Source organism: Marinitoga piezophila KA3 (genome assembly GCF_000255135.1).
In the GTDB taxonomy this organism is placed as follows: domain Bacteria; phylum Thermotogota; class Thermotogae; order Petrotogales; family Petrotogaceae; genus Marinitoga; species Marinitoga piezophila.
In genome coordinates, this window is the sequence record NC_016751.1 from 1301789 (window position 1) to 1316683 (window position 14895).

At 30.1% G+C, this 14895-nt stretch carries 15 protein-coding genes and 1 tRNA gene; 9 read left to right on the forward strand and 7 right to left on the reverse strand.

The window, feature by feature from the left end; all coding sequences use genetic code 11:
* Nucleotides 1-8: 8 nt before the first annotated feature.
* Nucleotides 9-980, forward strand: a complete 972-nt coding sequence (locus MARPI_RS06190; protein WP_014296737.1) for a glycosyltransferase family 2 protein — start codon at nucleotides 9-11, stop codon at nucleotides 978-980.
* Between the two features lie 29 nt (nucleotides 981-1009).
* Here the strand turns inward: MARPI_RS06190 and galE are convergent, their stop codons facing one another.
* Nucleotides 1010-2023 (reverse strand): UDP-glucose 4-epimerase GalE, encoded by a 1014-nt coding sequence (galE, locus tag MARPI_RS06195; RefSeq protein ID WP_014296738.1) that lies wholly within the window; start codon nucleotides 2021-2023, stop codon nucleotides 1010-1012.
* Nucleotides 2024-2132: 109 nt separating this feature from the next.
* Between galE and MARPI_RS10765 the strand changes: the two genes are divergently transcribed.
* From MARPI_RS10765 to MARPI_RS06215, 4 genes are all read left to right on the forward strand, one after another.
* Complete coding sequence (locus tag MARPI_RS10765; protein WP_014296739.1) at nucleotides 2133-2567, forward strand: type II secretion system protein; 435 nt, start codon at nucleotides 2133-2135, stop codon at nucleotides 2565-2567.
* Nucleotides 2568-2590: 23 nt separating this feature from the next.
* The gene (locus tag MARPI_RS06205) at nucleotides 2591-3751 is read left to right on the forward strand and encodes a TetR/AcrR family transcriptional regulator (RefSeq protein ID WP_014296740.1); all 1161 of its coding nucleotides are present in this window, start codon (nucleotides 2591-2593) and stop codon (nucleotides 3749-3751) included.
* A complete protein-coding gene (locus tag MARPI_RS06210) occupies nucleotides 3726-4040 on the forward strand; it encodes a hypothetical protein (protein ID WP_014296741.1) in 315 nt (104 codons plus the stop codon). Before MARPI_RS06205 ends, MARPI_RS06210 begins: the two co-directional genes overlap by 26 nt.
* Before the next feature lie 68 nt (nucleotides 4041-4108).
* Nucleotides 4109-4183 (forward strand) — tRNA-Asn (locus MARPI_RS06215).
* A 90-nt stretch (nucleotides 4184-4273) separates the two neighbouring features.
* On the opposite strand, the gene gatB is transcribed toward MARPI_RS06215, so the two are convergent.
* Genes gatB through MARPI_RS06245 form a run of 6 tightly spaced genes read right to left on the reverse strand, consistent with a single transcriptional unit; the run spans nucleotide 4274 to nucleotide 11376 of the window.
* The gene (gene gatB, locus MARPI_RS06220; protein WP_014296742.1) at nucleotides 4274-5710 is read right to left on the reverse strand and encodes an Asp-tRNA(Asn)/Glu-tRNA(Gln) amidotransferase subunit GatB; all 1437 of its coding nucleotides are present in this window, start codon (nucleotides 5708-5710) and stop codon (nucleotides 4274-4276) included.
* Entirely contained in the window at nucleotides 5707-7053 is a 1347-nt protein-coding gene (gatA, locus tag MARPI_RS06225; protein ID WP_014296743.1) for an Asp-tRNA(Asn)/Glu-tRNA(Gln) amidotransferase subunit GatA, read from the reverse strand. Before gatA ends, gatB begins: the two co-directional genes overlap by 4 nt.
* 24 nt (nucleotides 7054-7077) lie before the next feature.
* The gene (locus MARPI_RS06230; RefSeq protein ID WP_014296744.1) at nucleotides 7078-8157 is read right to left on the reverse strand and encodes an Rpn family recombination-promoting nuclease/putative transposase; all 1080 of its coding nucleotides are present in this window, start codon (nucleotides 8155-8157) and stop codon (nucleotides 7078-7080) included.
* 29 nt (nucleotides 8158-8186) lie between these two features.
* On the reverse strand, nucleotides 8187-9704 hold the full coding sequence (locus MARPI_RS06235) for an HD domain-containing protein (RefSeq protein ID WP_014296745.1): 1518 nt from the start codon (nucleotides 9702-9704) through the stop codon (nucleotides 8187-8189).
* A gap of 6 nt (nucleotides 9705-9710) precedes the next feature.
* Nucleotides 9711-10418, reverse strand: a complete 708-nt coding sequence (locus MARPI_RS06240) for a rhomboid family intramembrane serine protease (RefSeq protein ID WP_014296746.1) — start codon at nucleotides 10416-10418, stop codon at nucleotides 9711-9713.
* Between the two features lie 13 nt (nucleotides 10419-10431).
* A complete protein-coding gene (locus MARPI_RS06245; RefSeq protein WP_014296747.1) occupies nucleotides 10432-11376 on the reverse strand; it encodes an ROK family protein in 945 nt (314 codons plus the stop codon).
* 119 nt (nucleotides 11377-11495) lie between these two features.
* Between MARPI_RS06245 and ispD the strand changes: the two genes are divergently transcribed.
* From ispD to hflC, 4 genes are read left to right on the forward strand one after another with little or no spacing between them, the layout of a single operon-like run.
* Complete coding sequence (ispD, locus tag MARPI_RS06250) at nucleotides 11496-12191, forward strand: 2-C-methyl-D-erythritol 4-phosphate cytidylyltransferase (RefSeq protein WP_014296748.1); 696 nt, start codon at nucleotides 11496-11498, stop codon at nucleotides 12189-12191.
* Complete coding sequence (locus tag MARPI_RS06255; RefSeq protein ID WP_014296749.1) at nucleotides 12184-13038, forward strand: deoxyribonuclease IV; 855 nt, start codon at nucleotides 12184-12186, stop codon at nucleotides 13036-13038. The genes ispD and MARPI_RS06255 overlap by 8 nt, the downstream gene beginning before the upstream one ends.
* 16 nt (nucleotides 13039-13054) lie before the next feature.
* Nucleotides 13055-14038 (forward strand): FtsH protease activity modulator HflK, encoded by a 984-nt coding sequence (gene hflK / locus MARPI_RS06260; protein WP_014296750.1) that lies wholly within the window; start codon nucleotides 13055-13057, stop codon nucleotides 14036-14038.
* Nucleotides 14035-14895, forward strand: a complete 861-nt coding sequence (gene hflC, locus MARPI_RS06265; protein WP_014296751.1) for a protease modulator HflC — start codon at nucleotides 14035-14037, stop codon at nucleotides 14893-14895. Before hflK ends, hflC begins: the two co-directional genes overlap by 4 nt.

Below are 14895 nucleotides of genomic sequence, written 5' to 3' on the forward strand. Positions count from 1 at the left end.
GGGAAATTATGGAAGAAAAAAAAGTTTCAATTATAATTCCTGTTTTAAATGAAGAAAAACATATAGAAAAATGTATTGATTCATTGATTAATAATGATTATGAAAATAAGGAAATTATTGTTGTGGATGGAATGAGTGAGGATAGAACTCGTGATATTTTAAGAAAATATGAGAATATCAGGATTATTGATAATCCTGATAAGACAACTCCTATTGCTTTAAATATTGGTTTGAAAAATGCAACTGGTGATTATATAATGATTGCCGGAGCACATACTACTTATTCTAAAAATTATATTTCAGCTTGTGTTAGACGACTTGATGAAGATAAATGTGATGTTGCTGGAGGAAAGATGGTAACTATTCAGGGAAAAGATACACCTGTAGCGAAAGCTATTTCTATAGTTTTATCTCATCCGTTTGGAATTGGAGGGGCAAAGTATAGATTGGAAAGCGATAAAGAAGAGTATGTTGATACTGTTGCATACGGTGTTTATAAGCGAGAAGTTTTTGAAAAATTGGGAGGTTTTGTTGAAAAGCTCAGAAGAAATCAGGATATTGAGATGAATTTAAGAATTAAAAATGCAGGATTCAGGATAATGCTGGTTCCTGAAGCAGAAGCTTATTATTATGCTAGAGATAATTTTAAGGATTTGTGGAAGAATAATTTTAATAATGGGTTATGGGTAATTTTAAGTACTCATTATGCAAGAAAGGCTTTTTCTTTAAGACATCTTGTGCCTTTGTTTTTTGTGTTATTTTTGGTTTTAGGTGGTGTTTTTTCTATTTTTTATCCTATTGTGAGAATTCCTTATTTTTCAATTTTAGGGCTTTATTTGATTTTGAGTTTGTATTTTTCTTTTGATATTTCGAGAAAAAATAAGGATTTTAAGTTGTTTTTCCCAACGTTATTTTCTTTCTGGACTTTACATGTTTCATATGGTTTAGGTTCATTATATGGATTATTTATTATATTATGAAAAAAGCTCCCTTTTTGGGAGCTTTTGTTTTAATCTTCATATCCATTTGGATTTTTCTTTTGCCAATTCCATGAGTCTTTACACATGTCGTATAAATCTTTTTCTGCTTTCCAGCCTAATTCTTTTAATGCCTTTGTAGGGTCTGCATATATTTTATCTACATCTCCAGGTCTTCTATCAACTATCTCATATGGAATTTTAACCCCACTTGCTTTTTCAAATGCTTTTACTACATCTAAAACGCTATATCCTGTTCCTGTTCCGAGGTTATATATTTTTACTCCTGTGGTTTCCATTATTTTTTCAAGTGCTTTTATATGTCCTTTTACTAAATCTACAACATGGATATAATCTCTTACGCCTGTACCATCATGTGTATCGTAATCATTTCCAAATACATATAATTTTTCTCTTTTTCCAACGGCAACTTGAGTGATATATGGCATTAGATTATTTGGTATTCCGTTTGGATCTTCACCGATCATTCCGCTTTCATGTGCTCCTATTGGGTTGAAGTATCTTAATAATGATATGCTCCAATTTTTGTCTGAGATATATAAATCTTTTAATATTTCTTCTATGAATAATTTTGTTCTTCCATATGGATTTGTTGCTCCAGTTGGAAAGTCTTCTGTTATTGGAACCTTATGTGGGTTTCCATATACTGTTGCTGATGAGCTGAATACTATTTTTTTTACATTTTTTTCTTTCATTACTTCTAAAAGATTAAGAGTGCCTGTGATGTTATTGTGATAATATAATAATGGTTTTTCCACTGATTCACCAACTGCTTTTAAACCTGCAAAATGTATAACCGCTTCTATTTCATTTTCGTCGAAAATTTCTTTTATTTTATTTTTGTCCAACAAATCTGCTTCATAGAATTTGAAATCTTTTCCTGTTATTTCTTTTATTCTTTTTAAAACTGCAGGTTTGCTATTTGAAAAATTATCCAGTACAATTATTTCATATCCGGCATTTAAGAATTCAATACATGCATGACTTCCTATATATCCAGTTCCGCCTGTTATGAGTATTGACATTTTTTCACTCTCCTTTTTAATTTTTCAATATATTATATCATAATTTTATTTTTCCCGGGTAAATTATGGTATAATTATAATTGAATTTGTAACAAAGGGGGAGATGGATTTGGCGTTTAAGAAGCATGATGGTTTTAGTCTTTATGAGGTTTTAATTGTACTTGCTGTTATTGCTATTATTGGCGCTTTTTCTGTTCCAATGGTTAATAATATTATTAACAAAGCAAAATTTACTAAAATTATTAATGATATGAAGGTGATTCAGAACTCAATTATTCAATATTATTATGATAATGATTCTTTTCCTGATAATATAGATACGCTGGTTGATAATGACTATATTGAATCTTCGCCTGAAAATGTTTCTTTTAAAACTTTAAATAATGTTGTTTTTGTTTATTATACTGAACAAATTTCAAATCCAGATAATCTCGAAAAACTGGATACAACTTTAAATTGGAATTCGAATACAGAGGATTTTTCTTCTTTAAATGAAGAACCGGATAATAATTCCAGAATTCCTGTATTAAGAATGGCTTTTTAATAATGAAATGGAGTTGAATAATTTTGAGAAGACGACGAAAAACCAGTACAAAGGAAAAGATTATAAAATCTGCAAGGAAGCTTTTTTCTGAAAAATGGTATGATACTGTCTCTGTTGCTGAAATTTGTAGAAATGCCCGGGTTTCAAATGGGGTATATTATAATTATTTTAGAGATAAGAAAACACTTTTTGAGTTTTTTTTAAATGAGCTTATTGAAAAAATGGAGGTTGAACTTTCTCAGATTAGTGGTAATTCCAAAAAAGATAAGATTTCTTCTTTTATAGACATCGTTTTCAAACTTTCTGCAAAGGATACAGAATTGGTTACTATTTTCCGTGAGGGACAGTATAAATTTCCTGAGTATGAAAAAAAATTAAAGAATATTTATATTAATACTCTTTCTAATATTTTGGAAAGGGATATTTCTGATGTTGAATATATTTTTATTGTTGGTGGATTAAGATTTTTAAGCGTTATGGCTGCTTATAACTGGTTTAATATTAATAAGGAATCATTTAAAGATATTGTTTTTAATGGGATTTTTGATGAACGAATTAATAGAAAGGAAAGAATTTTTAATGTTAAGTTTATAAATGAACGTTCGAAAAAACTGGACTCAAAGGAAAGAATTGTTGAAGCTGGAATAGAATTATTTGGAACTTATGGTTTTCACAATGTAAATGTTTATGATATTACTAAACTCGCTGGTTTTGCAGTTGGTACTTTTTATATTTACTTTGATAGCAAGGAAACTTTTTTACGAGAGATTGTTAGAAACATCAGTCATGAGACAAGAAAGTTTATTAGTAGAAATCTTTCTGTTTCTTTGAATAGATTGGAACAGGAATTACAGGGAACTTATTTATTTTTGAAATTTTTTGAAAGAAATAAAAATTATTATGAAATTGTTAGAGAATCGGAATTTGTGGCAAAGGAAGAGGTTATTAAATATTATGATGCTTTTAGAAAGGGTTATTTAAAAAATCTATCAAGTGTTAAACTTGAGGATAAGGAAACAATAGCTTTAACGCTTATGGGTATTTCTCATTTTATTGGTATTGAATATTTATTCCATCAATCTATTTTAGATATTAATAATTTTCTTATTAAATTGTCCCATTATCTTGAAAATGGATTGAAATTAGAAGGTGATTTAAATGTTCTGGTTCAGGAAAAGGAATAAAGAGAAGGATATTTCCAAAAATCCTTTTTATGATGAAGGAGAATCCCTTGTTATTTATTTTAAATGCAATAATTGTGGAGAGACCTTTAGAAGCTATTTGAGAAAAGGATATGATTTTTCAAATGCTTTTGAAGGTAGAGCAAGATATGAAATTAATAAGGAGTATATTGGCTCTAAATGCAGTGAAAGAATTTATTTGCATGCAGAATTTGATGGTGTATATCGCCTTATTAATTTTGAATTAGTTGGTGGAACGCCTATTACCAGGGATGAGTTCGATAAAAATTAACATTTTATTCTCGAAATTTTTTCTTGCAAAGTAGCATATTTTGTGTTATAATAATTCTCGGAAGTTGTTCCGGCGTAGCTCAACGGTAGAGCGGGTGGCTGTTAACCACTAGGCTGGGGGTTCGAATCCCTCCGCCGGAGCCATAACCAAAAGTCCAGCGAAAGCTGGACTTTTTTGTTATATAATATTTAAAATAAAATCACCACAGCATTTGCTGTGGTGATGATTAAAAGTTATTCTTCCAACATTTCTTTTACAAGTTTATTTGCTTTTTGTGGGTTTGCTTTTCCTTTTGTTTCTTTCATTAATTGTCCAACGAAGAAACCTAATAATTTTGTTTTTCCATTTTTGTATTGTTGAACCTGTTTTGGGTTGTTTTCGATGATTTTTTTGATTATTTCTTTTAATGTTTCGTCATCATCTATTTGTTCAAGTCCCTTTTCTTTTACTATATCTGCTGGTGATTTTCCTGTTTCAAATACGTCTATGAATATTTCTTTTGCTATTTTGGTTGATATTTTTCCGCTATCTATTAATTCTTCTAATTCTTTGAAGTGTTCTGGCGATACTTTTATGTCTTTTAATTCTATGTTGTTTTTGTTCATTTCTCTTAGAAGGTCTGTGATTATGAAATTACTTACAAATTGTGGATTTTTAACGAGTTTAGCACATTTTTCAAAGTAATCTGCAAGTTCTTTGTCTGATGCGAGAATTTCTGCATCGTATTCTTTTATTGTATATTCTTTTATAAATCTTTCTTTCTTTTCGTCTATCATTTCTGGCATTGTTTTTTTAACTTCTTCGATATCTTTTTCTGTAACTATTACAGGTGGAATATCCGGTTCAGGAAAGTATCTGTAATCTGCTTCTTCTTCTTTTGATCTCATTGAGAATGTGGAACGTGTTGCAAAGTTCCAACCTCTGGTTTCCATTGGTACGTTTTTTCCTTCTTCTAAATGCTGAATTATTCTTTCTCTTTCATATTCAAGCGCTTTTTCAACAAATTTAAATGAGTTGATATTTTTTACTTCAACACGATTACTCTGGAATCCTGTTTCTGTATTTGTTATTGATATGTTTGCGTCACATCTTAAAGCACCTTTTTCCATGTCTCCTGTTGAGATTTCTGCATATCTCAATATATTTCTGAGTTTTTCCATGAATAGTCTTGCTTCTTTTGGAGATTCTATATCTGGTTTTGTTACTATTTCTATAAGAGGAATTCCGCTTCTGTTGTAATCAACGAGACTGTATGATGCTGATTCAAGTTTTTCACCTTCATGGAACATTTTTCCTGAATCTTCTTCAAGATGCATTCTTTCTATTCTGATTTTTTTGCCTTCTATTTCTATGTATCCATCGTTTGCCAATGGATAGAAATATTGTGTAATCTGATAACCTTTAGGAAGGTCTGGATAGAAATAATTTTTTCTGTCAAATCTTGAGTATTCATTTATTTTTGCATTTAATGCTATTGCTGCTTTTATTCCTAATTTTAATGCTTCTTCGTTAAATACAGGAAGAGCACCTGGTTGTCCTGTACATACTGGACATATGTTTGTGTTTGGTTCGCTTTCAAATGCATTGGCGGAACATGAACAGAATGCTTTTGTTTTTGTTAGTAATTGTACGTGTATTTCAAGTCCTATTGTGGTTTTGTATTTGCTCATAATTGCACCTCCGGTAATTCAAGCCTGCCGAATATTTTTTCAAATTTATTTGCTATTCTTAGCATTTTGGCATCTTCTAATGGTTTTGATATTAGATGTATTCCAAATGGTAAATTGTCTATTAATCCTGAAGGAATGCTAATTGCAGGTGCTCCTATCATGTTTGCTGATATTGTAAATAAATCCATTAAATAGTATTCAAGTGGGGATTTTAATTCTCCAATTTTTGGTGGTAGCATCGTTGTTGTTGGGGTTAATACTGCATCGTATTTTTCAAATACTTTTTCAAAGTCATCGTTTAATAGTTTTCTTATTTTTGCTGCTTTTGAGAAGTATGCATCATAATATGCTGAGCTTAATGTAAATGCACCCATGAATATACGTCTTTTTACTTCTATTCCAAAACCTTTATCTCTTGTTTCCATGTATGTGTCTTTTAATGATTCTTTTTCTTCTCTTAATGCAAATCTCATTCCATCATATCTTGAAAGGTTTGAACTTGCTTCTGATGGTGCTATTATGTAATATATTGAAACGGTGTATTTTAAATGTGGAATTTCCACTTCTTCTATTTCGATACCATTTTCTTTTAATCTTTCTATGTTTTCTTTGAATTTTTCAAGTACTTTTGGGTCTATTCCTTCAACTTCAAATACTTCTTTTGGTATTGCTATTTTTATTTTTTCAGGTTCTTTTTCTATTTCTGAGGTTAAATCCCAATTTATATCCAGTGTTGTTGAATCTTTTTCATCTTTTCCTGACATTACTTCTACTACTGTTGCTGCATCTTTTACGTTTGTTGCAAGTACTCCAATTTGATCAAGAGATGAAGCAAATGCTGAAAGGCCATATCTTGATATTGCACCATAGGTTGGTTTATATCCAACAATTCCACAGAATGATGCTGGTTGTCTTACTGAACCTCCTGTGTCTGATCCTATTGCAAATGGTACTATTCCCGCAGCAACAACTGCTGCAGAACCTCCACTTGAACCTCCAGGAATTCTTTCAAGATCCCATGGATTTTTTACAGGTCCAAACGCTGAATTTTCATTTGAACCCCCCATTGCAAATTCATCGAGATTTGTTTTTCCAACGATTTTGAAACCTTCATTTAAGAGTTTTTGTATTGCTGTTGCGGTATATGTTGAATTATAGTTTTCAAGTATTTTTGATGCTGAGGTCATTTTTGTTTCTAATACTTGAATGTTGTCTTTTACCATAAACGGTGTGTTGTGATATTTTCCTTCTTTGTTGCCTTCTATTTCTGTAAACTCTAACACTGCATTTATTTTTTCATTTATTTTTTTTGCTTTTTCTGCATCATATTTAAATTCTTTCATCGAAATCCTCCTTTTACATCTCTTTTAATTAAGCTTTTTCTGGATAATTTTTTCTATATCCTTTAGATCAAGCTCGAATATATTTTCTATTATATTTTCTATTGTTTTAGAATCTGATTTTTCGATTTTTGGTAATATTGGTTCCGTTTTATTACCGAATTTTTTCAATAATAATTTTTTAGCTATTTCTCTTCTTTCTTCTTCTTTTCCACGCTGCAATCCTTGTTGTAATCCTTGTTGTAATCCTTGCTGTAATCCCTCTTTTCTACCTTCTTCTAAACCTTCTCTTCTACCTTCTTCTAAACCTTCTATTTTAGCTTTTTCTTTACTTTCTTTTATTGCTTCCTCAACAGTTCTTACAAAATTTTCAAACATATAATTCACCTCCTTAATTTCCTCAAATTCTATATCCGTGTCTATTATCTTTTCTCGTTTTACCAATACTTTTATTATTCCGTTTATGTATTCACCGAATTTCTCTTTTTCATTTTCTGGTAGTTTTTCAAGTACTTCTTTTATTTCTTTTAAGGATTTTGATATTTCCTCTTTATCCAATTTTTCTACAGCTAATAATAAGCTTAATGCATTTTTGGCTTTTAATAAGTCTTTTTCTTCTATTTGACTTAAATCTATTATTTCATATTTAAATTGTGGTACATATACGCTAAATTCTTCCCAGTTAATTATTTTTCTCATAAACCAATTTTCTGCTGTCCATCGCCTTTTTCCGTTATAGAATACTACTGGTATTATTGGCGGTAACTTGAAACTTTTCCTTTTAGATTGTTCTTTATTTTCGTTTATATATTTTTTCCATATTCTTACCATATATTCAAGTATTCTAAATTGCATTAAATAATCTACACTTGATTGATGTTCTATTATTAAATATAGAAATAATTCATTTTCTTCATATTTTATTTTAAATAATAAATCGCTTTCTCTATCTCCATACTTTAAATCTGTGAATTTTGTTTTTTCTATTGTTATGTTTTCAGGTTGTATGTCGTAATTTTTTAGCTTTTTTACAAATAGGTTTATAAATTCAACTAACATCTCTTTATCGGAAAATATCTCCTTAAATAGTTGATCATAATATCCCATTTGCATCCCCCTTACTTTATAACTTAATCTCACCACCTTGTGGTTAGGTTTATACCTCCAATTTTTGGTACTAAATCATATTTTCTTAATATTTCCCTTTTATCTTCTGTTAAATATATTCTCGATATCTGTATTAAATTGCTTTCCATAAACTTGTATGCAGGATATCTTTCGAATACTTCATCAAATCTAAGTATATCACCGTTATAATCAAGAATTGATACATCGCTTGAAAGGAATTCTTTTGGATGCATTAATGATAATTTATATGGCGTATCGATTATAAATAGATTTTCAAAGTTATCGAGTATATACGATAATTCCTGTTTGTCTTCTTTTGGAATATCTGTTTTTATTGTTTTTTCTATATTGGTTTTTAATTGTTTTAGCACATTTTCTGCAACGCTTACGCTTATTACTGAAGGATCTAATCCTGTTGTTGAAAATGGAATTTCTATTAATAACTTCCATAAATCCCTTGATTTTAATCTTTTTACCAGTTCATATGCTTTGGCAACTTTATCTGATTTTTGCATTAATTCAGGGCTTATGCTGAACAATTCATTGTTTTTCTTTTCGTATAATTCTTCATATACCATTTCTATTTCATTTATTATCCTCTGGTCTGTGAGCGATACAAATTTATCAAGGTCTTCTACTCTTGATTTTATATCAAGTATATCATCAGCTAATCGTAATATTTCCTGTATCATTTGATCTGCTGCTCTTGAGGTTTTATGGAAATATACATTTTTGTACATCATAAACCTTGCAAAAAGAACTGTGTAGATGTTGTCTATTATTTTTATGTTATAACACAATTTTTCTTTTCCATTTGAAGTTTTTATTGATGCATTTCTTATTATTCTGTCAAGGTCTCCAGTTCCAAAATCTCTTGTTCCTGCATAATATGAATCTCTTAAAACAAAATCCAGTCTATCTGCTCCTAAAGGTCCCTGAACAATGTTAAATTCTGGACTTCCACCTCTATTTTCTGCTTCAAATAATTCGTTTATCATATTCATTACTTCTTTTAATGCTTCTTTTATTTCTTTTTCATTATCTGAAATTTCTCTTTTTACAGTTAAAGATAAGTCTTTTAGAAAATCTTTTTTGGTTCTTGAATCGTTGAGCTTTTTATATACATTATATGCCTGCTCTATTAATTTTGTGTTTAATATCTTTTTTCTGTATTCATCATGACCATCATCTAATCCCATTCTTTTGTAAATTACGTCATCAAATTGATGACTGTATGGTCCGTGACCAAGGTCATGTACAAGACCTGCAAGTCTTATTATTCTTATTTTCTGGTGATTATCTTCAAATAATTTATTTGCATATAATCCTGCTATATGCATTACTCCTAACGAGTGAGAAAATCTTGTATGTGTTGCGCTTGGATATACATATTCAGCTCCTGCTAATTGACTTAAATATCTTAATCTCTGTACTAAAGGTGTATCAGCTATTACAATTTCAAGTGGATATAAGAATATTTCTGAATATATTGGATCTCTTGAAACTTTAAAATATAATTTTTCCATTTTTTATCACCCCAATATTAATTGTATATCAAAGAATATAAGCCATGCAAATGATATTAATATTAATGCAAGACTTATATACCCTGCTATTTTCCATATTTTATATGATGTATATGTATCTCTTACCGATGTTAACCAACCAAATGTAAATCCTACAAGCAATCCTCCAATATGCGCAAAATTGTTTATTCCAGATGATGTAAATCCAAGAAAAAGGTTTATTAAAATTACCGGTAATAATGCTGTTCCTGTCATTGGTTTAAGCATTGGTGGTGTATCATCTCTAAATCCTGCGCCAAATAATAACCCAATTAAACCAAAAATCGCTCCACTTGCACCTACAGAAAATGCATTTGGAATAAATATTTGTGTAAGTATTCCTCCACCTATTCCTGATGCAAGATATATTGTTAGAAACTTATATGGACCATATACTCTTTCTACTATATTTCCAAGATAATATAATGCGTATAGGTTGAAGGATATATGTAATATTCCACCATGAACAAATAAAGCTGTTATAAATCTAAAGTATTGATGATATATGGTTATTAATTTTCCATATTGTGCTCCAGCAACTATTAAAGTGTATGAATTTGAAAACGCGCCAAATCCTCCTCCAAATACAAACATTAAGACAAATACTACAATATTGAACGTAAAAATCTTTTGTGTTACATCTTCAAATCTGAAAATCCTTTTTATATAATCCATTTTTTACTCCTTTCTATCTTGTATGATACATTGCAGCTGCAGATGCACCAAGAATCCCCGCATCTTCAACTAATGCTGAAGGTAATATTTTAAATGTTCCTCTAAATGATGGCATTATATATAGACTTATTTTTTCTTCTATTGGTTTTATTAATGCATTTCCTGCTTTGCTCATTCCACCACCTATTACTATTAATTCTGGATTGAATATGTGAACATAATTTGCAATTGCTCTTGCCAAAGCATCTGTTACTTTTTCAACTACCAATTTTGCTACGTAATCTCCACTTTTTAATGCTTCAAAAACATGTTTTGATTCTATTTTATCTATTCCACCGGCAAGTTCAACTACTTTGTTTTCAGGTATTTTTACAGAGAATTCTTTTGCCCATCTTGCAGTATTTCTCGCTGAAGCTATTGCTTCTATACATCCTCTTGAACCACAACCACATAATGGTCCATCTGGATCAACTATTACATGTCCCAATTCTGCTCCTATACCATCTCTTCCTGTTATTAATATTCCATGAGAAACTACACCGCCACCAATACCTGTACCAAGAGTTAATGCTACAAAATGTTTCATCCCCTGAGCAGAACCAAAATACCATTCACCAAGAGTAAATGCATTTGCATCATTTTCCACGAATGTTGGAACTTTCACTTTCTCAGAAATATGATGTGCAAGTTCAAAATTGTTGAACGGAAGATTTGGTGAATATCTAACTATTCCGTGATCCCTATCAATTGAACCTGGTGAACCAATTCCTATTGCCTCTATTTTATTTTCTACACCTTCACTTACCATTTTTATTGTTTCAACTATATTTTCAACAACCTTTTCCTGTCCAAGATGTGCTTCTGTTGGTAATGCAACTTTTTTTATTATTCCTTTATCTTTTGAAACAAGTCCTGTTTTTATTTCTGTTCCCCCTAAATCCACTCCAACTATATACATATTTTCTCTCCCCTTTCAAAATTTTTTGATTCAAAATTCTACTGATATTGTATATTAATAATATTATAGTATAATTATATAATAAAGTGGATAAAATTGATTCGATAAGAGGTGATTTTATGAATATCGGCATTATTGTCGCTGCAGGAAAAGGTTCTCGAACAAATTTAACCTTTCCTAAACAATTTTACCAGATTTTAGGTAAAAGTTTGTTAAGAATTGCATTAGAAAAATATGAATATTCGGAATTAATAGACAAAATTATTGTTGTCGCAAATAAAGATTTTCTTGAAGAAACAAAAAAAGAATGTTATGAAATTAACAAAATTTATAGTATAATTAATGGTGGCGAGTCAAGGCAGGAATCTGTTTTTAATGCTTTAAAGTTTATATACAATGAATTTGAATATGATGCTAAAATCGTCTCTATACATGATGCAGCAAGACCATTTGTAAGTACAGAAAAAATAAATGAAAGTATTAGAATCGCTGAAAAATGTGGTTCTGCTGTTTTGGGATTACCTGAAAAAAACTCTGTTTCATATGTGTTAGACAATAATGTGGAAAAAATTCTCGATAGAAATGAAATATATATTCATCAAACACCTCAAACTTTTGATTTTAAGAAATTATATAAGGCATATACAAATTTTGAGAATGAATTAAAGGCTTTTACTGATGATGCAAGTATATTCCACAAAGCTGGAAATACTGTAAGAATAATTCCTGGTGAGGAATATAACATAAAAATAACAACTGAATTTGATATTAAATTTGCAAAATGGTTATTGAAAGAAGGTATAATTAATGGTTAAAATTGGAGCTCATATGAGTACTTCAAAAGGGTTTAGAAAAGTACCAGAAGATACAATAAATATTGGCGGAAATACATTTCAAATTTTTTCACACAGTCCAAGAACATGGAAGGTTAAACAACCTGATGAAAAAGATGTTGAAAAATTTAAATATGAAATGATTAAAAATAACATAGCATTTGAAGATGTTTTGGTTCATTCTGGATATTTAATCAATCTTGCTTCTCATAAGGATGAAAATTGGCAAAAATCTATTAATCTTATGATTGAAGAAATAAAGGTTACAGCAAAATTAGGAATTAAATATTTTAATGTTCATCCTGGTTCTCATCTTGGTAAAGGTGATGAATATGGTTATGATAGAATTGCAAAGGCTTTAGATATAATTTTCAATGAAGTAAAGGATCTTGATATTTATATACTTTTAGAAAATGTTGCAAAAAAAGGCGGAAATATTGGTTGGAAGATAGAACAATTGGGAGAAATTATTAATAGAACATCTTTTAAAGACAGAATTGGTATGACTTATGATACATGCCACGGTTTTGATTCTAATTATGATATTCGAAATAAAGACGGAGTAAGAGCTTTGTTAGATGAAATTGAAAAATATTTAGGTTTAGATAAACTAAAAATGATTCATTTAAATGATTCAAAATTTCCTTTAGGAGCTGGAAAGGATAGGCATGAATTTATTGGAAAAGGCGAAATTGGTATAGAAGGATTTAAAACGTTTTTCTCTTTTGAGGAAATTTTAAAAATTCCTATGCATTTAGAAACACCTGGCGATGATCAGGAACATGCTGAGGATATAATCACTGTTAGAAAAATTCTGGAAAACCTATAACGAGGGGAGTGGAAGGATGTCAGAAAACTTTGAAATTTTTGATGTTGAAGAAGAAAAGCCCAGAAAAAATAAGCATATTTTTAGAAAGATTATCTGGGCTGTTGTAATTTTATTGGTTTTAGCCTACGCAGGAACAAGCGTATATCAGGTTGGACCATCTGAAATGGGATTGGTACTTACTTTTGGTAAGTATACTTCAAGTACAGGGCCAGGGATTCACTGGCATTTGCCATATCCATTTCAAACACATAGAATTGTGGATGTAAGAACTTTGAAAAAGATTGAAATTGGTTTTAGGACTGTAAATTATCGTGGAAAGATTGAGTATCAACCTGTAGATGAAGAATCATTAATGATTACAGGTGATGAAAATATTGTAAATCTCGAAGCTGTTGTACAATACAGAATTGCTGATCCTGTAAAATTTGAATTCAGGATACTCAATGGATTTGAAATGGTAAAATTTGCTACAGAAAGTGTTTTAAGAGAAATGGTTGCTATTAATCCAATTGATAATGTTTTGACCACTGAAAGGGATAGAATTGCTATGGAAACTGCAGCAAAGGTACAGAAAATTCTTGATAGCTATGGTGCAGGTATAAAAATTGAAAATGTTTATCTTCAGGAAGTCAGTCCACCAGCTGAAGTTGTAAAGGCTTTTGATGATGTTAATAGCGCCAAACAGGATAAGGAAAAATTCATAAATGAAGCAAATAGATATGCAAATGACGTTATTCCAAAAGCTCAGGGTGAAGCTCAAAAGATTATGAGAGAAGCTGAAGCTTATGCATATGAAAAGGTTGCGCTTGCTACAGGTGAAGCTAAAAGGTTTAAGGCTATGCTAAAAGAATATGAGATGACAAAGGATATTACAAAGAAACGTATTATTTTTGAAGCTATTGAAGGTTTGCTTAAAAATTCAAAGGAAAAGATTATTGTTGATAGTTCTGAAACTTTAAAATTGCTTAATTTGCCAGAAATAGGTGGTGGTACAAAATGAAGCTCACCAAAAATAAAATAATTATAATTGTATTATTAATTTTAGTTGGCTGGTTGATTTTATCTTCTATGTTCATTGTTAACCAGGAACAACAGGCAGTAGTTTTAAGATTTGGTCAAATACGAAAAGTTGTAACGAAACCGGGAATTAATTTTAAAACACCATTTGTTGATAATGTGGTAAAATTTGAAAAAAGGTTAATGTTATATGATATTGAACCAGAAAGAATAATAACTGCAGATAAAAAGACTATAGTTGTTGATACATACGCAATCTGGAGAATTAATGATCCAAAAACATTTATGGAAAGTATGCGTTCTGTACAGCTTGCTTTGACAAGAATTGATGATGTTGTATATTCAAATGTCAGGGATTTAGTTGCCAAATATACTTTTGAAGAGGTTTTATCTAAAAAAAGAGAAGAAATGTTAAAAGAAATTACTGAAAGAAGCAGTCATAACCTTAAGGATTTTGGTATTGAAATTGTAGATGTTAGGGTTAAAAGAACTGATTTGCCACCAGATATTTCAAAAGCTGTATATAATAGAATGATGGCAGAAAGATATAGTATTGCTGCCCAAATAAGGGCTGAAGGTCAAAGAGAATCAGAAATTATAAAAGCTGAAGCTGATAAGAAAGTTAAGATTATTATTTCCGAAGCTAAGAAAAATGCCGAGGTTATAAAAGGTACTGCAGATGCAAGTGTAATTACAATATATGCTGATGCATATAATCAAAGTCCAGAATTCTTTGAATTAAGAAGATTAGCTGATATATATAATTCTTCTATGGACAATAATATATTATTATTATCACCAGATTCACCTATTTTAAAGTTCTTATACGAGGAGAAGTAA

What these genes read in the sequence shown, in the direction of transcription:
- MARPI_RS06190 (WP_014296737.1), top strand. Translation starts at nt 9, where the DNA reads ATGGAAGAAAAAAAAGTTTCAATTATAATTCCTGTTTTAAATGAAGAA.
- galE (WP_014296738.1), bottom strand. Translation starts at nt 2,023, where the DNA reads ATGTCAATACTCATAACAGGCGGAACTGGATATATAGGAAGTCATGCA.
- MARPI_RS06210 (WP_014296741.1), top strand. Translation starts at nt 3,726, where the DNA reads ATGTTCTGGTTCAGGAAAAGGAATAAAGAGAAGGATATTTCCAAAAAT.
- gatB (WP_014296742.1), bottom strand. Translation starts at nt 5,710, where the DNA reads ATGAGCAAATACAAAACCACAATAGGACTTGAAATACACGTACAATTA.
- gatA (WP_014296743.1), bottom strand. Translation starts at nt 7,053, where the DNA reads ATGAAAGAATTTAAATATGATGCAGAAAAAGCAAAAAAAATAAATGAA.
- MARPI_RS06230 (WP_014296744.1), bottom strand. Translation starts at nt 8,157, where the DNA reads ATGGGATATTATGATCAACTATTTAAGGAGATATTTTCCGATAAAGAG.
- MARPI_RS06235 (WP_014296745.1), bottom strand. Translation starts at nt 9,704, where the DNA reads ATGGAAAAATTATATTTTAAAGTTTCAAGAGATCCAATATATTCAGAA.
- MARPI_RS06240 (WP_014296746.1), bottom strand. Translation starts at nt 10,418, where the DNA reads ATGGATTATATAAAAAGGATTTTCAGATTTGAAGATGTAACACAAAAG.
- MARPI_RS06245 (WP_014296747.1), bottom strand. Translation starts at nt 11,376, where the DNA reads ATGTATATAGTTGGAGTGGATTTAGGGGGAACAGAAATAAAAACAGGA.
- ispD (WP_014296748.1), top strand. Translation starts at nt 11,496, where the DNA reads ATGAATATCGGCATTATTGTCGCTGCAGGAAAAGGTTCTCGAACAAAT.
- MARPI_RS06255 (WP_014296749.1), top strand. Translation starts at nt 12,184, where the DNA reads ATGGTTAAAATTGGAGCTCATATGAGTACTTCAAAAGGGTTTAGAAAA.
- hflK (WP_014296750.1), top strand. Translation starts at nt 13,055, where the DNA reads ATGTCAGAAAACTTTGAAATTTTTGATGTTGAAGAAGAAAAGCCCAGA.
- hflC (WP_014296751.1), top strand. Translation starts at nt 14,035, where the DNA reads ATGAAGCTCACCAAAAATAAAATAATTATAATTGTATTATTAATTTTA.